Raw genomic sequence first — 21,642 nt, forward strand, 5'->3', positions numbered from 1 at the left:
CCTCCTCAGATCAGGATGCTGGTGATCAGCGCATTCGATTCTTCCGGATCCAAGGCTTGATCGTCGAGCAGCTTCAGCACGGAGGAGTAGACCGCGAGCGATCTCGTGTCTTCGAGAAAGAGACCGGAGGTCTTGCCCTCCAGGAAGATGACCGGGTCGAACTTCTCGTAGCCGAGCTGAAGGAACGATCCGGATGTACCCGCGTGCGCGCCGATGGCGGTGGGCACGACTCGCAGGGTGATGTAGGAACGCTGTGCCATCGTCAAAAGGTGGATGTACTGATCCTTCATCACCTCCGGCCCACCTACCGGTAGGCGCAGAGCCTGTTCGTGGATGTAGAACACGAACGTGCGGCTCCAGTGGAAAAGCTTGCGGCGTTCGAGCTTCGCAGCGATGACTTTCTCGTAGTCGATCGACTTGCGGGCCGCTCCGTCAATGACGGCACGCATGTAGTCAGTGGTCTGGAGATGGCCCGGGATGAGATTCGCGGACCAAACAGTGATCTCGTTGGCGAGACGCTCCTGGTTGAGGAGAAGGGGAACCTGGTCCGGCGGCCCGTCCTCGGGAATCTTCAGATAGCCGCTTTCGCGCGTCTCGCGGTACAGGGCGAGCAGGTGCTGGACCTCTGGTGGCTTGACGCGGCAGAAGCCGAGCAGCAGCGTCAGTTCGGCATCGGTGACGCCGCCCTTGCCTCGCACCAGGTCGGAGAGCTTGGCTTCGTCCCAGCCGAGTTCCTCGGCAAGCTTGCGGTGGGTCAGCTTGGTCTGCTCGATGGCTTTGCGGAGGCCTTCGCCGAACTCGCGTCCCACCACACTGGACTTTCGTCGTGGCATGGCAAAGAAGCTAGAAGTCCGATTCCCCTTCGCTCCATCGTTTCCGCCCGAATCTCCCTGAAGGAAGTAGTTTTTGGAGCCGGTACAAGTCCTACCTTTGTGCCACTAAGTGCAGCTCATCAAGCACGATGCGAATCAACGGATGGTCTTCTGAGCCTCGGCGCACAGCCGCCACCACTCGTCGCAACGGCGCCACACCGGTCACCGGAATGCCAGGCACCGCGTTCCGGGGCGCCAACGCCACCCCTGCACCCGCTGCGACCAAGGCCTCGATCGCGCGGAAGTCGTCAGACGTGTGCCGGATCCGTGGCGTGAACCCGGCCTGAGCGCACGCCATCTCCACGACGTCCCGCAGCGGGTTGCCGGGCAGCGTCACCACCCAGTCCTCGTCCGCCAGCGCGGCCAGCTCGACCGGCCCGCCGCTCAGCGCGTGTCCTGGCGGCAGCACGACGTCAAAAGGCTCGGTGTAGAGCGGGAATCGCGTGAAGCGGTCCGTGGTCCGGTGTTCCTCGGTGATCGCCACGTCGATCTCGCCGTCCAGCAACAACCGCACGCTCTCGTGCCCCTCGGCGTCGCGCACGGACAGCTCGATCGACCGCTCCTTCAACGCCGCCAGTGCGGGAGCCACGACCTGTGTGATCGCCGACGCGAACGCCGCCACCGCCACCCGGCCCGCCGAACCGGAGGCGAGAGCGTCCAAAGTGGCCTGTGCGCGCTCCAGTTCCGCCGCAACGACATGGGCGTGTGCGACGAGCAGTTCACCGGCAGGGGTCAGCGAGACCCGGCGGCCCTTGCGCAGCAGCAACGGATGTCCTGCCTCGGACTCCAGAGCAACTAGCTGCTGCGACACCGCTGACGGCGTGAGGTGCAGCGCGGCGGCCGCGGCCGTCACCGTGCCGTGGTCGGCGAGCGCGCGTAGCACCCGGAGTCGTCGTGGGTCGATCACCGCTCAATGATGGGGGATTCCACTTCGCCGTTCACGGCGACATCGGGCGGCAGGATCGGATCGATGGTCGTCTTCTCCAGAAGGAGGTACTCCTCCTCCGAGATGGACATGTTCGCGGACAGGCCGTGCTGCGGTGTCGTGAGGACGTCCCGTTTGACGATCGGCATGCCGGTCTCCGGGTTGATCACCAGCTGGGTCTCGACGCCCGAGAACTGGAACGTCGACGGCGCGGAGATCGCCACGCCGATGCCAGAGCGGCCGTTGCGCAGGTTCACCTGGCCGAGGAACCGCACCCCGTCGAGTTGCTCGAGCAGGTCGAACAGCGCCTGCCGTCGTTCCCAGCTCCCGTTCGAGAGCATCATCCCCATCGCGAGCATCGCGGTCTGGTAGGTGTCCTTCCCGGCGATGGTCTCCAGCACTTTCTTCAGTTCCACCGGGTCTGCGGGCAGTGTGTCGATCGAGTCGAAACGCACCTTGCTGTGGGCGGACATCTGGAACCCGGCGATGTTGGTCTTCTGCACCGCAGGCTTCATCGGGCCAATGCGCACCGAGTAGTTTCCACCGACTTGAGGCGCCGTCGTCGGCTTGCCCGCTGCGGTCCACTTGTTGTCGTCGTCCAGCGAAAAGGGCGCCACGTCGCCGTCCTTCTGCACGACGCTGATCTGGCTGTCGGCGGCCACCCACTGGTCGGTCGTGGAGTTGAACCGCACGACGTAAGGGTTCGCCGGTTCGCCGACGACCATCAGCGACCAGTGCTGTGTCAGCACGCGCCACCACTGCGGAGGCGCGGCGGGGCGCACGGGCTGGCTGGGCGAGGGCAGCGCGATGACCGCGACCACGATCACCGCAGCCACGACCAGCAAGGGCGCGAATCGCCTGAGGAACTGCGACCTGGCGGGCCGTAGCCGTGGCGTCGAGAGGATGCGCGCCAGGTCGCGTTCCATCCGGTCGTGGTCGACCTCGGGCGTGGGTGGCTTGGCCTGAGCCAGGTCCTTCAAGAGGTCTTCCATGACTCCCTCGCACGGTCGAAGTTCGGTGTCGAGAGAGCGGCGCGCAACCGTCGTCGAGCGCGGTGCAGTCGCACGAAGAACGTCGCCGTGGTGCAGCCGAGCACCTGTGCGGCCTCGACCGGCGTCAGCCCGTGCCACGCGACCAGCGTGAGCACTTCCTGATCGGCTTCCGACAGACTCGCCAGCGCCGCTCGCAACTCCACCACCTGCGCGAAGTCGTCTGTGGCCGGCACGTCGGCGAGCTCGTCGTGCCACACCTGCCGACGGGCCGTGCGCACGAGATTGCGCGTGATGCCGAGCAGCCAGGGCAGGGCGTTCGACGGCATCTGGTCGAGCTTGCGCCAGGCGATCGTGAAGGTCTCGCTGGTGATGTCCTCCGCTCGTTGCGCACCGGCGTGGCTCGCGGCATAGGCGAGCACGCGCGGGTAGCACTCCCGGTAGACAGCCGAGAAGTCCTCCACGATCGCCCCCTCCCTCTTCACGAGGTAGTGCGCCGACCGTGCCGATTCTTACTGTGGCGTGATGCGGGTCACATCTTGGCGCGAGCGGCGACGAACGCGTCGACCGCCCGGTTCACGTCCTCCGTGGTGTGCGCGGCCGACATCTGTGTGCGGATCCGCGCCTTGCCGTGCGGCACCACCGGGTACGAGAAGCCGATCACGTAGATGCCCTGCTCCAGCAGCAGATCGGCCAGCCTGGCCGCCTCGGCCGCGTCGCCGATCATCACCGGGATGATCGGGTGCTCGCCGGGCAGCAGGTCGAAGCCCTCCTCCGTCATGCGCCGGCGGAACAGCTCGGTGTTCTCCCTGAGCTGGGTCAGCAGCTCGGAGGAGCTCGACAGCATGTCCAGCGTGGCGATCGCGGCGGCGGTGATCGACGGCGCGAGGGAGTTCGAGAACAGGTACGGCCGGGACCGCTGACGTAGCAGCTCGACGATCTCCGCGCGACCGGACGTGTAACCGCCGGACGCACCGCCCAGCGCCTTACCGAGCGTGCCGGTCACGATGTCGACGCGGTCCTGCACGCCGAAGAGCTCGGGCGTGCCGCGTCCGGTCGAGCCGGTGAAGCCGACCGCGTGCGAGTCGTCGACCATGACCAGCGCGTTGTAGCGCTCGGCCAGGTTGCAGATCTCGTCCAGCGGCGCGAGGTAGCCGTCCATCGAGAACACGCCGTCGGTCGCGATGAGCCGGTAGCGCGCGTCTGCGGAGTCCTTGAGCTGGCGCTCGAGGTCGTCCATGTCGCGGTTCTTGTAGCGGTAGCGCCGGGCCTTCGACAGGCGCACGCCGTCGATGATCGACGCGTGGTTCAGCTCGTCGGAGATGATCGCGTCCTCTGCGCCGAGCAGCGTCTCGAACAGGCCGCCGTTCGCGTCGAAGCACGAGCTGTAGAGGATCGTGTCCTCGGTGCCGAGGAACTCGCTCAGCTTGCGTTCGAGTTCCTTGTGCGGCTCCTGGGTGCCGCAGATGAACCGCACGGAGGCCATGCCGAAGCCCCACTGGTCGAGGGCGTTCTTGGCGGCCTCGATCAGGCGCGGGTGGTCGGCGAGCCCCAGGTAGTTGTTGGCGCAGAAGTTCAGCACCTCGTCGCCCTGGCCGACCCGGACGGCGGCGTTCTGCGGGGTGCCGATCACGCGTTCGGCCTTGTAGAGCCCGGCCTCCCTGATCTCCTCGATCGTCTTGCGGAGATCGTTCTTGAGCTCGCCGTACATCAGGCTCCCGTCCAGTCGAGGATGACCTTGCCGCACTTGCCTTCGCGCGCGGTGGCGAACGCCTCCGCGTGCTGCGTGTGGTCGTACCGGTGCGTGATCACCGGTGCGAGGTCGAGGCCGCGCTGCAGCAGCACGGTCATCGAGTACCAGGTCTCGAACATCTCGCGGCCGTAGATCCCCTTGATGTGCAGCATCTTCAGCACGACGCTGCTCCAGTCGACGGGGAACTCCTCCGCGGGCAGTCCCAGCATCGCGATGCGACCGCCGTGCGCCATGTTCGTGATCATGTCCCGCAGCGCGACCGGCTTGCCGGACATCTCCATGCCGACGTCGAAGCCCTCGGCCATGCCGAGCTCTTCCTGCGCCTGGGCGATCGTCTTCTCGGCGACGTTGACGGCGAGGTCGACGCCGACCTTGCGCGCCAGGTCCAGCCGGTGCTCAGAGATGTCGGTGATCACGACGTTGCGCGCGCCCGCGTGCTTCGCGACGGCGGCGGCCATGATCCCGATCGGCCCGGCACCCGTGATGATCACGTCCTCGCCGATGACCGGGAAGCTCAGCGCGGTGTGCACGGCGTTGCCGAACGGGTCGAAGATCGCGGCCACGTCGAGGTCGACGGGTGCGCGGTGCACCCACGCGTTCTGCTCGGGCAGCACGACGTACTGCGCGAACGCGCCGTTGGAGTGCACGCCGAGACCACGCGTGTTGGCGCACAGGTGGCGGCGCCCCGCCTTGCAGTTGCGGCACGTCCCGCACACGAGGTGGCCCTCGCCGCTGACCAGGTCGCCGGTTTTGACGCCGGTCACCGAGCCGCCGACCTCGACGACCTCGCCGACGAACTCGTGGCCCAGTACCAGCGGCGCCTTGATGTTCTGCGCGGCCCAGTCGTCCCACGAGTCGATGTGCAGATCGGTGCCGCAGATGCCGGTGCGCAGCACTTTCACCACGACGTCGGTCGGACCCGGCGTGGGGTCGGGGACGTCGGTCAGTTCGAGGCCAGGCCCAGCGGCGACCTTGACGAGAGCCTTCATGCGGGAAGTGTCACCCCACCCGCTTGTGCAGTCCATCGGGACTTTCTGAAGTCCTTGTGCAGTTCAGCTGTATTGGTGAACGTACCGCGATCAGCGCTTCCGCTTGATCACCACAGATCCGCCGCGCACCGCGCCCTTGAGCTGGAAGTGCGGGCGGCCGACCGCGTTGTGGACCTTGTCCTTCAGCTCGCCTGCGGTGATCTCCACGGCGTCGATGTTGACCGACGAACCAGGGGGCAGCAGGAGTTTCACCGAACCCAGCGACACGTCGAGATCGATGTCGACGACCGGCGGCACGTCGGCGGCGGTGAAGTCGAGGTTGGTCGAGCCGAGCGTGTTGCGGATGACCAGCTCGCGCGGCACGACCCAGTTGCCCTTGCGGACGGTGGTGCCCATCGTGTTCTTCAGCTCGGTGCGCGCGTGGGCCAGCTCGTTGTTGATCATGCCCGGCAGGTCGACCAGCACGCCGTTCAGATCAGACCTGGTCACGGCGGCCAACGCGGTGTCAGTGCGGGCGGTGAACTCGTCGAGCGTGATCATGCCGCGGCCGACCGCCTTGTTCAGCAGGCTGACGACGTGCTCACGTTCCGCGTCGGACACGCGTAACTCTCTGGGGTCTGTCATTTCCCTGCCTCCGGTTCGCTGTCGAGACCGTGCTCGATGGCATAACGCGCTAGCTCCACCCGGTTGTGCAGTTGCAGTTTGCGCAATGTCGATTGGACGTGGTTCTCGACCGTGCGGTGGGAGATCACCAGGCGGTTCGCGATCTGGCGTGCGGTCAGGCCCTTCGCCACCAGCCGCAGCACCTCGGTCTCCCGATCGGTGAGCTGAGGCTTCTCGTCCGAGTCGTCGGGCGCGGCGGCCATCCGCCGGTACTCGCCCAGGACCAGACCCGCGAGGCCCGCGGTGAACACGGCGTCACCGGCCGCGGTCCTGGACACGGCCTCGACCAGCTCGTCCGCGGACGCCGACTTCACCAGGTAGCCCGACGCGCCCGCCTTCACGGCCTGCAGCACGTCGTCGTGCTCGCCGGACGCGGACAGCACCAGCACGCGCGTCTCGGGCAGCTCGCCGGTGATCATCAGGGTGGCGTCGACACCGGAGAGCTCGCCCAGGTTGAGGTCCATCAGCACCACGTTGGGGCGCACGGCCTTCGCGATGCGCACGGCAGAGGCGGCATCACCGGCCGTCGCCACGATCTCGAAGCCGCGCTCCGCCAAGTCACGTGCGACGCCCTCGCGCCACATCGGATGGTCGTCCACGACCATCACCGAGACCGTCATCTTGCCGCCCCCTTCCTGAACACCCGAACCTCCCATTCCGTGCCCTCCCCCGGCCCGGTCTGGAGCTCCAGCGTGCCGCCCAGCGATTCCACCCGGCCTTTGATCGACTTCTCGATGCCCATCCTGCCTTCCGCGGCAGCGGACTCCATCCGTCCTTCCGGGATGCCGGGACCATCGTCCCGGACACTCAACACGATTTCTTCCCCGAGGTCTTCGAGCAGCACCCAGGCCCGCGCGTCCTCGCCGGCGTGCTTGTCCACGTTGGACAGTGCTTCGCGGACGAGCGACGTGAGCTCGCCCGCGGCCGGTGCGGCGAGCATGACCTGGGTGGCCGGTGTGGACACCTGGATCCTCGGCGTGGCGAGGAGCTGCAGGCCGGGTCGCAGGTCGATCTCTCCATCCACAGTGGAGTCGGTGGGTGCGGCGGCCACGAGGTTCCGCAGCGCGACCTCCTGCTCGCCTGCGAGCTTCGCCAGTTCCGCTGCCTCGCCGCCGACCTCCATGCCGCGCTTGCGCACGCGGGCGAGGACCTGCAGCACGCTGTCGTGGATCGAGCGCGCGAGCCGTTCGCGTTCCGCCGTCGCCGCTTCCGTGCGCAACGCCTGGGCGAGCCGCACCGCCGAACGCCGTGCGGTGGCCGAGGCCATGCCGACGACCATGCCGGCGCCGGCGAGCAGCACCACGTCGCGCAGCAGGTCGAGGCTCGGCACGCCCTTCGACAGGTAGGTGAAGAGGCCGACGGCCATCCCGCCCGCGAAGCCCGCGAACGACCCGCCGAGCGCGCCGAGCGCGACCGCGGGCACGCAGGCCCAGATCGTGGTGATCAGCGGAACGTTCAGGGTCAGCAGCTGGTGGTCCGACATGATCAGGGGCGACAACGACATGAGCCCGCAGGTCAGGGCCAGGTCGACCAGCACGATCGGCCAGCGCCTGCCCCACGTCGTGCTGTAGGCGCGGCTGGTGAAGACGGACCACAGCGCCATCACCCCGAGCGTGGTCCACGCGAGCCACGGCCGGATGTAACCGGATTGGTTCGCGATCACGTTCGCCGCCGCGAACAGGAATGTGACTATGCGTAGCGCAATCGTCCCGCGCCACAGCGGCGTGGCGGGGTCGTCGATCACCTTCGTCACACGTTCGGCAGGCAATTTGCGCACGCTGTGCTCCTTTCGGACACCATCCTGCCGCGTGAACGTGTGCTGGCTAACCCCCAGGTGGCCGTCTTCTGCCGAACGGAGGAATGTGCGACGCTCTCCGGGTTCGGGGCAGCGCTCCCGGTTGGGGGGAGGGCAATACAGGTGCGGGACTGGCCGGTGTGGAGTTTGCGGAGGCCCGCGCTCTGTTACTGGTTGATCATCGACCTCGCCGCACTGGCCACCGTCACCTACGTGATCGTCTCCACGGCCACCCCGTCACCGTCCGAAATCGGCAGGTTCGCCGCCATCGCGGGCACCGCGGGCGCCGTGATCATCGGCAGCTCCATCTACAGCCACCGCCTCGGCGAGACCGAGCGCAACCCGTGGGCAGCCCACCTGTCCTATCTGACGGCCGGCATCCTCGCCCTGCCCCCGAACCTGATGGTCCTGCTGCTCTTCGGCCCGGCGCTGCACTGCCTGCTGGCGCAACGCCCCGAGACGTACCGCTGGATCTACACGCTCAGCGCCACGACGCTCGCCGTCTTCGCCACCCGTTACCTGCTCGGCTGGTCGAACCCGCACGCCAGTTTGCTGATCATGGTGCTCGGCGCGGCCGTCCTGCTGATTCTCCGGGCAGCCCTGATCGCGTTCGGCTTGAAGCTGCGCAACCCGTCCGCGACCTTCGAGGAGAACGTCGGCGAACCCATCGACGTCGTCCTGGGCATCGTCGCGGTGTCGATCGGCGGCCTCATGGGCTGCGTGGCGGAGTCCAACGCCATCCATGCCCTGATCGCCGGCCCGCCCCTGGCCCTGCTGGAACGAGCCGCCCAGCTCCCGCAGTGGCGCCGCTCGGCCCAGCGTGACGCCAAGACCGGTCTCGCCAACGCCGTGCATTGGGACAGCCGCGCCCGCTACGAACTGACCAAGGGCTCCGGCCGCACTCGTCCCATGGCCGTGATGCTCCTCGACCTCGACCACTTCAAGAAGGTCAACGACGAGGTCGGCCACCTCGCGGGCGACGCCGCTCTGGCCGCCATTTCCCTGCTGCTGCGCGGAACCGTTCGTCGTGGCGATCTCGTCGGCCGGTTCGGTGGCGAGGAGTTCGTCGTGCTGCTCCCCGAGGCCACGCCTGACGAAGCCGAGTCGGTCGCGGAACGCGTGCGCAAGGCCGTGGCCGCACTTCGGGTGCCGACGATGGCGACCGATGGGAAGCCGCACGAGCTGCGCGGGCTGACCGTGTCGATCGGCGTGGCCACCACGACCCGGTTCGGCTACGAGCTGCCGGATCTGTTGGTGGCGGCGGATGCGGCGTTGCTGGCGGCCAAGGCGTACGGCCGCAACCTCGTGTCGATGGCCTAGAGGTCCTTGACCCGCTCGCTCGTGTCGTCCTTCGGCGCAGTGTCCTGTGGATTCAGCACGTCCACCTTCTCCGGGTTCTGCTCCGCGTCCGCGTCCGACAGCAGCGACCGGATCCCGGAGTTCAGCACCGCCAGCAACGGCACCGCGAGCAACGCCCCGGCGATCCCGCCCGTGACCAACCCGCCCGCGATCGCCAGAACCACCGCCAGCGGGTGCAGCTTGACTGCCCGTCCCAGCAGCAGCGGCTGCAGCACGTGCGACTCCAGCTGCATCACGCCGATGAGCACAGCGAGCACGACCAGTGCCGCGATCGGCCCGTTGGTCACCAACGCGATCAACACCGCCACGGCACCCGTGAACACCGCACCGATGATCGGGATGAACGCACCGAGGAACACCAACGCCGACAACGGCACCACCAGCGGCACGCCGATGATCGCGAGTCCGATGCCGACACCCACGGCGTCCACGATCGCGACAACGGCCGTTGCGCGCACATAAGAAACGAGAGAGCCGAACCCGCGACGACCGGCCACGTCGACACGCTGGCGCACGTCGCGAGGCACCGCACGGATCACGAACCGCCAGATGCCGTCGCCGTCGTGCAAGAAGAAGATGAGCGTGAACAGAGCCAGCAGCAGCCCGGTCAGCGCCTCGCCGACAGTCGCGGCGGTGGTCAGCGCACCGGAGGTGATCTCGGCCTGGTTCTCCTTGATCGTCTTCACGATCTCGTTGAGGTAGTTCTGCAGCTGCGCGTCGGACAGGTGCGCGGGCCCGTCCTTCAGCCACTGCTGGATCGTGTCGAGCGATGCCCCCACCTGTGTCTGCAGTTCGGGAAGACCCCGGGAGAACTCGCTGATCACGAACGTCAGCACGCCGCCGAGCACACCGATGCCGATGATCATCATCACAGTCGTCGCCACGCCGCGCGGGACCCGCCACTCGACGAGCTTCGTGACGCCGGGCGACAGCAACGCGGCGAGCAGCAGCGCGATTGCGACGGGGATCACGATCGAGGCGAGAAAGCCGAACACGTACGCGACCACGTACAACGCGGCCACCACAACGACGAACCGCCAGCTCAGCGCGGCACTTACCCGTAGCAGCAGCGGAACGCGACTGCTGATCTCCGATTCCGGTGCGCTCACGTGCCTCACGTTAACTGTTCAGCCCCTGGTAAAGCCGGAAGCTGATAGGGATGATCCGATTCGTCAGGGGAGGGCGATAGTGATCAAGCCGGAAGACTTGACCGATCTCGAACGCCAGGTCGCCGGGGCCTATGCGGGCGGCACCGAGATCGATCTGACCGGACAGAGCGTCCGCGGTGAAGTGCTCACCGGATTGCTCACCGGCATGTACCGCGTTCCGCGCAAGGGTTTGCCCGCGCTGCGGCTGCGAAACGCCAGAGTCACCGGCAAGTTCGAGCTGGAGGGCACCCGCGTCACGCGGGTCATCGACCTCACCCACTGCAGGTTCGAGGAGTCGCTCGACCTCCGCATGGCCCGCCTCATCGGACTGAGACTCCGCGGCACCCGCGTCCCGGGACTCCAGGGCCGCAACCTCCGTGTGTTCAGCGACCTGGTCCTCGAAGCCGGCTTCACCTGCACCGGCACCGTCGACCTCACCGACGCCGCCGTCGACGGCACGCTCCGGCTGGCAGGCGCGGTCTTGAGGAGCGACACGAACCACGCGCTCCTCGGCGCCCGCCTGCGGGTGAGCGGATCCATCCAGGCCATCGCGATGCGGGCCCAGGGAGAGGTGCGCCTGCGAGGCGCGGCGATCGGCGGCAGCGTCCACCTCGGCGGTGCGCGGCTGATCAACACCGGGCAGGACGCGCTGGAGGCGTCCGGCATCGTCGTCGCGGGCAACGTCTTCTGCAACGCCGATGGCGGCCGCTTCACGGCGGAGGGCCGGGTGCTGTTCGACGGTGCGCGCGTCGGCGGGAACCTCGAGTTCACCGGCGCCCGCCTGCACTCCACCCACCACGTCGACAGTCAGGTGCTGGTCCTGCCGCACGGGTCGGCGGACGAGGCGGCGACGCTGGTGGCCGACCGCATCCGGGTCGAGGGCAACGTCGAGCTGGACGACGGCTTCACCAGCACCGGCACGGTCCGGCTGCCGAACGCGAGCATCGGCGGATACCTGCGGTTGTCCGGCGCGGTGATCGGGCCGCGCGACGTCGCGGAGGAGCTCGCCGGCGACATCACCAACCGCATCCCCGTCGCCCTGCACGCGGACGGCATGCAGGTCCGCGGCGACGTCGAGGCCCGTAGCGCGGTCAACGGCGCGGGCACCCGGTCGTTGCCGCTGCAGACCTACGGCCAGGTACGGCTGTCGAACGCGAACATCATGGGCAGCGCCAGCATGTCCGGGGTGTCGCTGCACGGGCCGGGCATCGACGTGCTGTTCGCCGACCGCCTGGAGATCGGCGGGACCCTCTTCCTCCGCGACCTGAAGGCCAAGGGCTCGATCCGGCTGCAGAACGCGAACATCGGCTCCACCCTCGACATGTCCGGCGCCGAACTCACCCTTCCGCGACTCCGGGCGAACGGCACGCAGAAGCCGTCACTCGACGCGCGCGCCATCACGATCGGCAAGGACCTCCTGTGCAGCCGCGGGTTCACCGCGGTCGGCGGTGTGCGGATCCGGCTGGGCGAGGTCGGCAAGATGGCGACGTTCAGCGACTCGCACCTCGGCTCGACCTCCGCGGACATCGCGCTCAACGCGTACGGCCTCACCGTGCACCAGTTCCGCCTGCACATCCCCGAGGGCCAGCAGCCCAAGGGCAAGGTCGTGCTGAGCAGGCTGAAGGCGGTGTCGGTCACCGACGGCCCCGGCCTGTGGGACGCGGAAGGCGGCGTCGCCGTCGACGACTTCGAGTTCGCCGGCATCACCGCTGATCCCGATGTTCCGGTCGAAACCCGGCTGCGGTGGCTGCTCAAGGTGCAGCCGGACTTCGCGCCCGGACCGTACGAGCAGCTCGCCGCCGTCTACCAACAGGGCGGTGAGGAGGAGCTCGCGCAGAAGGTCCAGCTGGAGAAGCAACGCCGCCGCTACTCCGAGCTCGGCAGGGCCGGCCGGGTCTGGGGCGCCGTGCAGCGGTGGACGGTCGGCTACGGCTACCGGCCGTGGCTCGCGATCTGCTGGCTCGGCGTGTTCTGGCTGGGCGGCGCGTTGTGGTTCAACTGGCACCCGATGATCAAGCTCAACAAGGACGAGGACCCGGTGTGGAACGCCTGGCTCCTCTCCCTCGACCTGCTGCTGCCCATCGTCGACTTCGGTCACGACGGGAAATGGCAGTTCACCGGCGCATCGCAGTGGATCTCCGGTCTGCTCGTCGCCGTGGGGTGGGTGCTCGCGTCGACCGCCGCGGCCGGTGCGGCTCGGGTGCTCAAGCGCGTTTGATCTTGAGCATGGCGACGTGCGGTGATCACAGCGTGTGAGATTGACTTGCACGCTGTGTCCGTCACACGATGTAGTTAACCGGGCGCTGTGAGCGTGCGTTCTGGGTGGTGCGACTGGCACTGTTCACCACGTCGACTTGATCACGTTGATCGTCGGCGAATCCCTTGAGCGCCACCGAGTAGCGAGGTTACCTGCGTTGTTCTCCGCTGATCTGCGAGCGAAGACGGGAGCGAACGGCATCCGCCGGTTCGCCACCCGAGCGCTGCTCGCTGTTGGCGGAGCGATCGCGGGTACGGCCGTTGCCTGGGTGCTGACCACGTCATCGGCGGACGCCGCTGAAGACGTGCAGCAGTTCGACGTCGTCACCAAGATCGTCTCTGTTGACGAGAAGCTGCCGGCCGTCGTCCCCGCTGCCACGGCAGTGCACAAGATCGACGACACGTTGCGCGCCGAGCAGCAGAAGGCTCGCGCCGCTCTGCCGGACGTGCAGGTCTCCAAGGCGGTCGAGCAGATCGCCGAGCGGATCCTGCCGCAGATCACCAGGACCGGTCAGTCCTCAGCCCCCGCCACGGCGCGGTCGATGGACGTGACGTTCCCGGAGATCCCGGCTCCCCCCGCCGATGCCGGACAGTCGCCGGCCCCGGTGGTCTCGCAGTTCACCGGCCCGTCCGGTGCTTCGTGGACGGACCTGTTGCAGCACAACGACTTCGTCGTGCCGTCCGAACAGCGTCCGTCCCTGCCCAGCAACCCGTTCCCGAAGCTGCCCGTCCCGGCCCCCGCGCCGGTGCAGTGCACTTCGTGCTCCGACGGTTCTGGTTCTGCGAACGGCAGCAAGACCGCTGCCTTCGCTGCGTCCGGCAACGCCAACGGCACCTCGGTGACGCGCGCTCTCGCGCCGTCCACCGACGAGGTGACCGTGACGCCGGGCAAGCAGCCCGGTATCAACCCCGACTGATTTCAGCGCGCGGTCCGCGGCAGCCACCTCCCCGGCTGTCCGGAAGTCGACCGTCGCGCTTTTTCTTGCGCTCCTTCCGGTCGATCACCGCGTGCGACTCCCCCGGTGATGACGCGCCCTCCCCTGCGCGTCCCGGCCCCACCCCTAGAGCCCCCGTCGCTGAGACGGGACATTTGGAAGGAGACCCAATGCAGACCTGGGCGAAGCGCGGAATTCAGTCCGCGTTTGTCACTGGTGGTTTGCTGATGCTCGGTACGGGCATCGCTTCTGCCCAGGAGAACGTCAACCCCGACGCAGCACCGTCGCCCGTTGACGCGGGTGTTTCGGTTCCGGTGAAGGTGGACCAGAACAATCTGGGTACCCCCGCCAAGAACCTGAACGTCCCCAAGATCGACCGCACGATCAGCACGGACCGCGTCACCAGCGCGGTGCCCGTCCGCACGGCCGCACCGGTCGCGCACCCGCTGATCAGGCAGGCCGCCGACCGCGTGCAGGGCACCGCCGCGCAGGGCCTGTTCCGCGGCAACACGGTTCAGGCGCACGTCGATGTGCCGGTCCACGTCTGCGGTAACGCGATCGCGGTCCTCGGCAACGCCGAGGCGGCCGGCGACTGCTCGCAGGCAACCCACCGCGACGGCACCATCGTCACCGACGGCGAAGGCCAGGCGCTCGCCGGCAACGTCGTTGCCGTCAACCACGTGCTCCCGGTCCAGCTGACCGGCAACGCGATCGCGGCGGGTGGCAACGCCGCCACGAACACGACGGCCGAGCAGGTCTCGACGACCGGCGGCCCCATCACCACCAACGGTGACAAGGGCGCTGTCTCCGGCAACGTCGTGGCCGAGCAGGGCGCGACGCCGGTTCAGATCACCGGCAACGGTGTGGGTGCGGTCGGCATCGCCGAGGCGACGTCCACCGCCGACACGTTCGCCTCCTCCGAGGGCGACGTCAACACCAGCGGCCGCAACAGCTCGATCTCCGGCAACGCCGTGCCGATCCCGCTGTCTCCGCTGTTCGAGGTGAACGGCAACGCGGTCGCCGGTGCGGCCAACGCCACCACCGACTCGGTCCAGACCGGTGCGGCTTACGCCGGTGGCGACACCAACACCGACGGCGACCCGGCCACGCTGGCCGGCAACGTCGTCGAGCCCGCCCTCGCCGGCCCGATCACGGTCGACGACAACTCGGCCGCCGCGGGTGGCAACTCGTCCGCGACGAGCGACACGACCAACGACTCGAACGCCGGTGGCACGAAGCACACCAACGGCACGGGTTCCACGGGGTCCGGCAACGTCGCGGGCGCGCCCATCTCGGCTCCCCGTCGCCGCTGGCGGCAACGGTGCGGCGGTCGTCGGCAACGCGCTCACCGACCACGCGAACGACGCGACGTCGAACGCCGGTGGCGAGACCTACACGCTGGGCGACAAGTCCGTCCTGTCCGGCAACATCGCCGACGTTCCCCCGGCCACGGCCGTGGACCTGTGCGGCAACGGTGCCTCCGCCGGCGGCCAGGCTGCCGGCACCTGCGAGAACGACGTCAAGTCGACGACCGCGGGTTACCAGGGCACGGTCGGCAACGACTCGGTCGGCTCCGGCAACGTGGCGCAGACCCCGGTCGCCGTTCCGGTCGAGGCCTACGGTGTGGCCGCCACGCTCGTCGGTAGCGCCACCGGCTCGGCGGACGAGACCAAGGACATCCGTTCCAGCGGTCAGCCGAACTCGATCGACGACCGCGGCACGGTCTCGAGCAACGTCGTGACCACGCCCACCGCCGCTGCGGCACAGGTCTTCGGGACCACCGCGGGCCTCGTGGGCAACACCGCGTCCGACTCGTCGAACGACACCTCCGTCGTCGCGGGCAGCGACCCGAAGGCGTACGGCAAGAAGAGCTCGGTTTCCGGCAACATCGTCCAGGTTCCGACCTCGATGCCGGCTCAGGTCTTCGGCAACGGCGTCACCGCGGTCGGCAACAACACGTCCACGGGCGACAACGCCACCGACATGAAGGCGGGCGGCGACGCTCTCACCACCGGTGAGGACGGCTCGATCGCCGGCAACGTCGTCTCGACCCCGGTCTCGTCCGGCACGCAGGTCGCCGGCTGGCCGTCGGCGGCGGCAGCAACGTCGACGCCGCTGCCACCAACGACCTCGACTCGGTCGCCGGTGGCGATGGCACCAGCAACGGTGACGGTGGCTCGGTCTCCGGCCAACCTGATCGGTGCGCAGGCCGCTCCGTTCGTGCCGGTGCCCGGCAACTCGGTCTCGGCAGCAGGCATCACCAACTCCGACACGCTGACCGACACCAACGTCGTGGCGGGTGGCAACGACACCTCCTCGGCTGAGGACGCGTCGGTCTCCGGCAACCTGATCAACGTCCCCGCCACCGCCGTTGCCGGCGTGTACGCGGACGCGATCGCGGCTGCGGGCCAGGCGAACACCGTCACCGAGAAGGTGTCGCACACCCAGGCCGGCGGCGACGGGCAGACGGACGGCAGCGGCCCGCTGACCGCCCGCGACATGTCCGTCCCGGTCGAGGCTGCCGCCAAGGTCGCGCGCATCCCCGTGGAGGTCGTCGGCCAGGCGACCACGCAGGGCACGAGCGACGACACCCAGCTCACCGGCGAAGACAGTGGCACCCTGCGTGCCACGCAGCTCAAGGGCATCCAGCTCCCCAAGGGCGTGGACAGCCTGATGAAGGCCGACGAGGTTCCGGCGTTCCACGGCATCGACAGCATCAACGGCATCGACAAGCTGCCGCTGAACACGCTGCCCAACCCGGCCGACCTGGCCGCGATGACCGGCCAGCTGCCCGCCCCGGCGCTGCCCGGTGTGGCGCAGGAGCGCTCCAACGTGCCGCTGAACGGTGGCACGGCCGGCATCACGCCGAACGTCCAGGGCCTGCCCCTGGGCCAGGTGCTGGAGGCCGCGAAGGGCCTGATCCCGGCGGGCGCCACCGAGCGTTCGCTGCCGGCCGTTCCGTCCCTCCCGATCACCGCCCCGGCCCTGCCGGTGCAGCTGCCCGCCCTGCCGACCGAGCGCTCGCTGCCCGCGCTGCCGCTCGACGGCCCGGCCTCCGTCTCGGGTCTGAACCTGAACCCGACCCAGGGCCTGGCTCCGCAGGCCGAGGAGCGCGCGCTCCCGATGAACGCTCCGGCGCTCGCCCTGATCGACCCGGTCAACGTGTTCGAGCGCGTGACCGGCTCGCTGTAACACCCCGCAAGTTGTAACACCCTCCTCCGGTAAGAAGCTGAGCCCCGGCGACACGACGGTGTCGCCGGGGCTCAGTGCTGTCTTGCGTCAGCGGCTTTCTGCCGTCGAGATCACGTCTTCCGGAGCCGTGTCGCCGTCGCTCGTCACCCAGTGGATCTGCGGGCTCTCCCCGACCAGCTGCCTGATCAGCGACGAGATCGGCGAGCCGTCGCCGAAGTCGTGCTCGGCCAGCACAGCCAGAACCGTGTCGCGGTACCGGGCGACGGTGAAGTCCGGACGCAGACCCGCGCGCAGCACCTTGGCCGCGTTCAGCACAGAGTCCGGGTCTCTGATCAGGACCAGCGTCACGAGCGTGCCGCGCGTGCGCGCACGGATCAGCGACTGCTCCAGGCGGTCGAGCAGCAGCGCGTGTCCGGGCAGGCCCGTGAGCGGGTCGTGCAGCACGAATCGTGTCTAGCCGAGGTCAGGCCGGTTGACCAGCATTGCCGCGCCGAAGAGCCCCCGCAGGGGTGAGGTGCAGGGCCAAGAGGGTGAGCCAGGTGAAGCCGATGATGATGGTCAGGCGTTGGAAGAGGCCGCCGAACTCCACCAGGCCCGGCGTTTGTGCGAACGCAGCGTTGGTCAGGACGAACATGACCGTGAACGCCACGCCCGACGCGATCGAGTACCACGGGCGGAAGCGGCGGGCCAGAACGAAGCAGGCGATGGGCCAGCCCACGAACGTCGGTATGGCGAACAGGTCGTGCACCAGACCGTGCCAGGTGTACTCGGACACGGTCGGGCTTCCTGGCGGATAGCCGCTGACCGGGTCGGTCGTGAAGATGCCGGAACCCACCAGGCCCAGGCCCACCATGCCGATGAACAGCGAACCCCAGAAACCCAAGCGAGTGCCGACGGCGAACGCCACCACGAGCGCGCCCGCCACGATGAAGTTCGCGGACTGGACCCAGCTCGCCAGCTGCAGCGAGCTGACCGGGTGGCGCAGGGGCGAGTAGCCGGCGACGACAGTGCCGTTGATCAGGAACGTCAGGACGAAGAGCGGCCCCGCGATCACGCCGCAGAGCGCCAGCCGGTTCATGACAGACGTCCGCGCACGGCATCGGTGTCGACGCCGAGGTGGGCCAGCAGGTCGGCGGCCGGGTCCGGGCGGTTGTTGGCGAGCAGGGCAAGGACGAACTGTTCGGCGGTCGGGTGGACCGCCTTGGCGCGCGGGGCCGGCTTGACCGCTCGGAGCAGGGTGGCGCGAGCCGCAGTGGTCAGGGGCGGGCGCTTCGTCGCGGCAGGCACGACGGTCGCCGCGAACTCGCCGGTGTTGATGCCGATCGCAGCGAGAGCGGCGCGGCGAGGGCGTCGAGGCCTGCGTCTGGCGCGGGCAGGTCGGACGCCCAGCACTGTGACGGCGGCCGGTTCGTGCAGCAGGCCGAGGAGCAGGTGTTCGGTGGAGAGGCGGCGGTCGCCTCGGCGTTGGGCCTCCGCCTGCGCGGCCATGATCACGCGGGCGCGGACCTGCCTGGCGAGGTGCTTCATGGTGTCCCCCTGTACTTGGCGTGCACCGACTGGCGGGACATTCCCAGCGCGTCGCCGATCTGCTCCCACGACCAGCCCTGCTCTCTGGCGCGGGCCACGGAAGTCGCCTCGACCTGTTCGGCGAGGCGTCGCAGCGCCCCGACGGCACGCAGGCCGACGGCGGGGTCGACCGAGTTGATCTGACGTGTGAGTTCGTCCACGCTTGTCAGGCTAGGCTGACAAGCGCTCGTCGTCAACGTGGACTGACGTCAGTCAAGTGCGTAAACATCACCTTCAGAGGCAGTGAAGATCTCGCCGGAGAACGACTCGCCAGCTGCGGTCACGGCGGCGAGGCGGTCGTTGCCCGGCCAGAAGTGGGTGAGCATCAGGCGACGAGCGCCCGCCTGTTCGGCCCACGAACCGGCGGCGGCAGACGTCATCAACAGATCAGAGGTGTCGCCGGGCCGGTCGGTGGCCTCGACGATGAACAGGTCGGCGTCACGCCCCAGCGAAGCCAGGGCAGGCGAAGGTCCGGTGTCGCCGGTGTAGGCGAGCACGCGTGAAGCCTCCAGACGAACGCCCGCGTTCGGTACGAAATGCGGCAGGTCGACGCCGGTCAGTTTGAAGGGCCCGGCTTCCCACGCGCCCGGCAGCTCGAAGACGTCGAAGACCTCGAGCAGGGACACCTCGGGTTCGAGGCCCTGCAACCGGTCCAGCACGCCCGGCGGGCAGTACAACGGCAGGCGTCCACGTCGGCCGTAGTGGTACATGCGGAACAAGCCGTGCAGGTCAGCGCAGTGATCGGGGTGCTCGTGGGTGATCGCGACGGCGTCCGGGCCCGACGGCCACAGCTCCAGAAGCCGCGGCAACGTGCCGTAACCCAGGTCGAGGACGAGCCGGTAGCCGGACTCCTCCACCGCGAAGCCGCTGCACGCGCGGCCCGGTTCCGGATAGGCGCCGCAGCTGCCGAGAACCGTCAGCTCCATGGCTTGCTCAGCAGAATTCCCCGCGGTCCGAAGCCAGCCGCGGAGTAGAAGGCAACAGCGTCCTCGTTCGCCGCGAAGATGTTGGCGTAGATGATCGAGACGCCACGGCTGGCGGCCACTCGTTGGGCCGCCGCGACCAAAGCCGCGCCGACACCCCGGCCGCGATGTTCGTCCAGGACCACCGTGTGGACGTCGGCCGCCCGGCGGGGCACCAGGATCTGGTGGTCGGGAGGCTCCGGCAGGAGGACCACCTCCGCCATGCCCACGACCTCGCCGTCCAGCTCGGCGACCGAGATCAGCGCGTGCCCCACGACATCCTCGAAGTGCCGCCGCACGACCGACACGTCGGGAACGCGGAACAGGTCCGGCGCGAGCTGGACGTGCCGTTCGGCGTTGGCCAGGCGCAGACGGACGAGGGCGGGAACATCCCCGCGCTCGGCCGGCCTGATCAGCGCATCGCCTTCAACATGTCGATCTTGCATGACCAGTGGATTCTCCATCGTCTCGCGGAGGTGCCCGCCGATTCTGCGGCAAGGCGATCAGATCGGTCAGGCGTTCGGAGCCGGGACGGCCTTCTCCGCGGCGCGGCTGGTCTGTTCCCAGCCGGCCCAGGTGTCCATGCGTCGCCGGGAGATGTCGAAGGCGAGGTCGTAGACCATGCTTCCGAGCAGGAGCCGCAGTGGAGGATCGTCGCTAGCGACCAAGGTCATCACCGCTTCGGCGGCCAGACGAGGTTCGCTGTCGATCGACCCTTCCGCCCACTGCTTTTCCAGCTCCGCGCGAAGCGGGTCGTAGGCAGGATTCGGGCTGGTAGCCCTGCTGCTGGTGTAGAGGTCGGTCCAGTAACCACCCGGCTGAACGATGGTGACCTTGACACCGAACTGCGCGGCCTCGGCGGCGAGCGCCTCGCTCATGCCCTCCAGCGCGAACTTGCTGGCGCTGTAGAGCCCGGTGCTGGTGAACCCGCTGAGTGCGCCGATGCTGGAGATCTGCAGGATGTGCCCGCTGCCGTTGGCCCGCAGCCGCGGCATGACAGCCTGACTGACCCACAGCGCGCCGAAGAAGTTGACCTCCATCTGGGCGCGTGCCTCGGCTTCGCTGAACTCCTCCACCATGCCGGCGAACAGCGCCCCGGCGTTGTTGACAACGACGTCGAGCCGGCCGAAGTGCCCCACCGCCTGGTCGACGACGTCGAACACCGCCGAACGATCGGTGACGTCCAGACGCAGTGCCAGCAGACGCCCCGGATGCTGGGCGGCGAGGTCGTCGGAGCGGCGAGACGTCGCGGGCCGCGCCGACGACCTGGTCACCGGCGGCGAGCGCCGCCTCGGTGAAAGCGCGGCCGAGGCCACGGCTGGCTCCGGTGATGAACCAGACGCGGGATGCAGCTGAGGTTTCCATGCGTTCCTTCCGGTGGCGAGACGAACCGTACCGTCTCGTTGTGGCGATAGCTTGCCTTGAACGAGCCCGTCCTGTCAAGACGGACCGTCTCGTCTCGTTGTGGCAGTAGCTTGGCTCGAAGGTGCCCCGCCTGTCAAGACGGACCGTCTCGTCTCATCTTTGCTAGATTGCTCCCGTGTCCACCAAGGTCGCCCCGGATCCCAGCCGCCGCAGCGAGACCGCGCGCCGAGCCATCCTCGCCGCCGCGATCGACCTGGTCGGGGAGGTTGGGTACACGAAGCTCAGCATCGAAGGGATTGCCCACGCCGCCGGAGTTGGCAAGCAGACGATCTACCGATGGTGGTCGTCGAAGGGCTCGCTGCTCTTCGACGCGTTCCTCACGCTCGCAGGCGAGGGCGAGGCCGCGGCACTACCCGACACCGGTGACCTGGCGGCCGACCTGAAGCTGGTCCTTCGGGCCACGGTCGACGAACTCGACGACCCGCGCTACGACCAGGCCATGCGTGCCATGCACGTCGAGATCGTCAACGACCCGATTCTGGCCGCCGACTACGTGTTGCGCCTGGACAGGCCGATGCGGGAGCTGAAGAAGGAACGCCTACGCGCCGCTCAGCGCGCAGGGCAACTGGCTGAGGACGTCGAACTCGAGGTGGCCATCGACATGCTGTTCGGGCCGATCCTCAATCGGTGGCTCCAACGCACCGGCCCGCTCACTCACGAATACGTGGACCAGGTCGTGGACACGGCACTGCGCGGCCTCCAGCCACGCCCGTAGGAACTCGCCACGCGTGACAGGTTGATGTCCGTCATCAGGCGAGTCGGGCCATCCGTCCGCGTGATTGGCCGCCGTCGCGTGCGTCGAGGTTGTCGAGT

23 protein-coding genes are annotated in these 21,642 nt (G+C 68.4%); 6 read left to right on the top strand and 17 right to left on the bottom strand.

The genetic code is table 11. The annotated features are described in order from the left end of the window. Positions 1-5: 5 nt before the first annotated feature. From FXN61_RS13585 to macS, 9 genes are all read right to left on the bottom strand, one after another. On the bottom strand, positions 6-833 hold the full coding sequence (locus FXN61_RS13585; protein WP_167973828.1) for a helix-turn-helix domain-containing protein: 828 nt from the start codon (positions 831-833) through the stop codon (positions 6-8). Between the two features lie 91 nt (positions 834-924). Next, the gene (locus tag FXN61_RS13590; RefSeq protein ID WP_167973829.1) at positions 925-1,779 is read right to left on the bottom strand and encodes a LysR family transcriptional regulator; all 855 of its coding nucleotides are present in this window, start codon (positions 1,777-1,779) and stop codon (positions 925-927) included. Continuing rightward, positions 1,776-2,789, bottom strand: a complete 1,014-nt coding sequence (locus tag FXN61_RS13595) for a hypothetical protein (protein ID WP_167973830.1) — start codon at positions 2,787-2,789, stop codon at positions 1,776-1,778. The genes FXN61_RS13590 and FXN61_RS13595 overlap by 4 nt, the downstream gene beginning before the upstream one ends. Further along, entirely contained in the window at positions 2,774-3,271 is a 498-nt protein-coding gene (locus tag FXN61_RS13600; protein WP_223165420.1) for an RNA polymerase sigma factor, read from the bottom strand. The genes FXN61_RS13595 and FXN61_RS13600 overlap by 16 nt, the downstream gene beginning before the upstream one ends. A gap of 47 nt (positions 3,272-3,318) precedes the next feature. Beyond that, a complete protein-coding gene (locus FXN61_RS13605) occupies positions 3,319-4,497 on the bottom strand; it encodes a glycine C-acetyltransferase (protein WP_167973831.1) in 1,179 nt (392 codons plus the stop codon). Further along, the gene (gene tdh / locus FXN61_RS13610; protein WP_167973832.1) at positions 4,497-5,528 is read right to left on the bottom strand and encodes an L-threonine 3-dehydrogenase; all 1,032 of its coding nucleotides are present in this window, start codon (positions 5,526-5,528) and stop codon (positions 4,497-4,499) included. The genes FXN61_RS13605 and tdh overlap by 1 nt, the downstream gene beginning before the upstream one ends. 90 nt (positions 5,529-5,618) lie before the next feature. Next, a complete protein-coding gene (locus tag FXN61_RS13615; RefSeq protein WP_167973833.1) occupies positions 5,619-6,152 on the bottom strand; it encodes a DUF1707 SHOCT-like domain-containing protein in 534 nt (177 codons plus the stop codon). Beyond that, positions 6,149-6,811: a response regulator gene (locus FXN61_RS13620; RefSeq protein ID WP_167973834.1), complete on the bottom strand. Its 663-nt coding sequence runs from the start codon at positions 6,809-6,811 to the stop codon at positions 6,149-6,151. The genes FXN61_RS13615 and FXN61_RS13620 overlap by 4 nt, the downstream gene beginning before the upstream one ends. Beyond that, positions 6,808-7,968: a MacS family sensor histidine kinase gene (gene macS / locus FXN61_RS13625; protein WP_312877702.1), complete on the bottom strand. Its 1,161-nt coding sequence runs from the start codon at positions 7,966-7,968 to the stop codon at positions 6,808-6,810. Before macS ends, FXN61_RS13620 begins: the two co-directional genes overlap by 4 nt. A gap of 141 nt (positions 7,969-8,109) precedes the next feature. Here macS and FXN61_RS13630 point away from each other — a divergent pair, with 141 nt between their 5' ends. After that, complete coding sequence (locus tag FXN61_RS13630) at positions 8,110-9,306, top strand: GGDEF domain-containing protein (protein WP_167973835.1); 1,197 nt, start codon at positions 8,110-8,112, stop codon at positions 9,304-9,306. Here FXN61_RS13630 and FXN61_RS13635 read toward each other — a convergent pair. Continuing rightward, complete coding sequence (locus tag FXN61_RS13635; protein ID WP_167973836.1) at positions 9,303-10,454, bottom strand: AI-2E family transporter; 1,152 nt, start codon at positions 10,452-10,454, stop codon at positions 9,303-9,305. The two genes, FXN61_RS13630 and FXN61_RS13635, sit on opposite strands and share 4 nt — an antisense overlap. A gap of 79 nt (positions 10,455-10,533) precedes the next feature. Between FXN61_RS13635 and FXN61_RS13640 the strand changes: the two genes are divergently transcribed. The 4 genes from FXN61_RS13640 (at position 10,534) to FXN61_RS13650 (ending at position 16,876) form a co-directional block, all read left to right on the top strand. Beyond that, complete coding sequence (locus FXN61_RS13640; protein WP_312877704.1) at positions 10,534-12,711, top strand: translocation/assembly module TamB domain-containing protein; 2,178 nt, start codon at positions 10,534-10,536, stop codon at positions 12,709-12,711. 196 nt (positions 12,712-12,907) lie between these two features. After that, a complete protein-coding gene (locus FXN61_RS13645) occupies positions 12,908-13,666 on the top strand; it encodes a hypothetical protein (RefSeq protein ID WP_167973837.1) in 759 nt (252 codons plus the stop codon). Positions 13,667-13,854: 188 nt separating this feature from the next. Further along, complete coding sequence (locus FXN61_RS55285; protein WP_312877705.1) at positions 13,855-15,330, top strand: chaplin family protein; 1,476 nt, start codon at positions 13,855-13,857, stop codon at positions 15,328-15,330. Further along, the gene (locus FXN61_RS13650) at positions 15,266-16,876 is read left to right on the top strand and encodes a hypothetical protein (RefSeq protein ID WP_312877709.1); all 1,611 of its coding nucleotides are present in this window, start codon (positions 15,266-15,268) and stop codon (positions 16,874-16,876) included. The genes FXN61_RS55285 and FXN61_RS13650 overlap by 65 nt, the downstream gene beginning before the upstream one ends. Positions 16,877-16,963: 87 nt before the next feature. On the opposite strand, the gene FXN61_RS13655 is transcribed toward FXN61_RS13650, so the two are convergent. From FXN61_RS13655 to FXN61_RS13685, 7 genes are all read right to left on the bottom strand, one after another. Continuing rightward, a complete protein-coding gene (locus FXN61_RS13655; protein ID WP_167973839.1) occupies positions 16,964-17,320 on the bottom strand; it encodes a nucleotidyl cyclase domain-containing protein in 357 nt (118 codons plus the stop codon). 19 nt (positions 17,321-17,339) lie between these two features. Next, positions 17,340-17,954: a DUF998 domain-containing protein gene (locus FXN61_RS13660; protein WP_167973841.1), complete on the bottom strand. Its 615-nt coding sequence runs from the start codon at positions 17,952-17,954 to the stop codon at positions 17,340-17,342. After that, complete coding sequence (locus tag FXN61_RS13665; protein WP_167973843.1) at positions 17,951-18,403, bottom strand: Clp protease N-terminal domain-containing protein; 453 nt, start codon at positions 18,401-18,403, stop codon at positions 17,951-17,953. Before FXN61_RS13665 ends, FXN61_RS13660 begins: the two co-directional genes overlap by 4 nt. After that, complete coding sequence (locus tag FXN61_RS13670) at positions 18,400-18,612, bottom strand: helix-turn-helix domain-containing protein (RefSeq protein ID WP_188135019.1); 213 nt, start codon at positions 18,610-18,612, stop codon at positions 18,400-18,402. Before FXN61_RS13670 ends, FXN61_RS13665 begins: the two co-directional genes overlap by 4 nt. Positions 18,613-18,651: 39 nt before the next feature. Further along, entirely contained in the window at positions 18,652-19,368 is a 717-nt protein-coding gene (locus FXN61_RS13675) for an MBL fold metallo-hydrolase (protein WP_167973847.1), read from the bottom strand. Beyond that, positions 19,359-19,850, bottom strand: a complete 492-nt coding sequence (locus tag FXN61_RS13680) for a GNAT family N-acetyltransferase (RefSeq protein ID WP_167973849.1) — start codon at positions 19,848-19,850, stop codon at positions 19,359-19,361. The genes FXN61_RS13675 and FXN61_RS13680 overlap by 10 nt, the downstream gene beginning before the upstream one ends. Positions 19,851-19,916: 66 nt before the next feature. Continuing rightward, the gene (locus tag FXN61_RS13685; RefSeq protein ID WP_312877706.1) at positions 19,917-20,678 is read right to left on the bottom strand and encodes an SDR family NAD(P)-dependent oxidoreductase; all 762 of its coding nucleotides are present in this window, start codon (positions 20,676-20,678) and stop codon (positions 19,917-19,919) included. A gap of 266 nt (positions 20,679-20,944) precedes the next feature. Between FXN61_RS13685 and FXN61_RS13690 the strand changes: the two genes are divergently transcribed. Next, a complete protein-coding gene (locus tag FXN61_RS13690; protein ID WP_167973851.1) occupies positions 20,945-21,544 on the top strand; it encodes a TetR/AcrR family transcriptional regulator in 600 nt (199 codons plus the stop codon). Positions 21,545-21,642: the final 98 nt, after the last annotated feature.

It is taken from the genome of Lentzea indica (genome assembly GCF_012184385.1).
In the GTDB taxonomy this organism is placed as follows: domain Bacteria; phylum Actinomycetota; class Actinomycetes; order Mycobacteriales; family Pseudonocardiaceae; genus Lentzea; species Lentzea indica.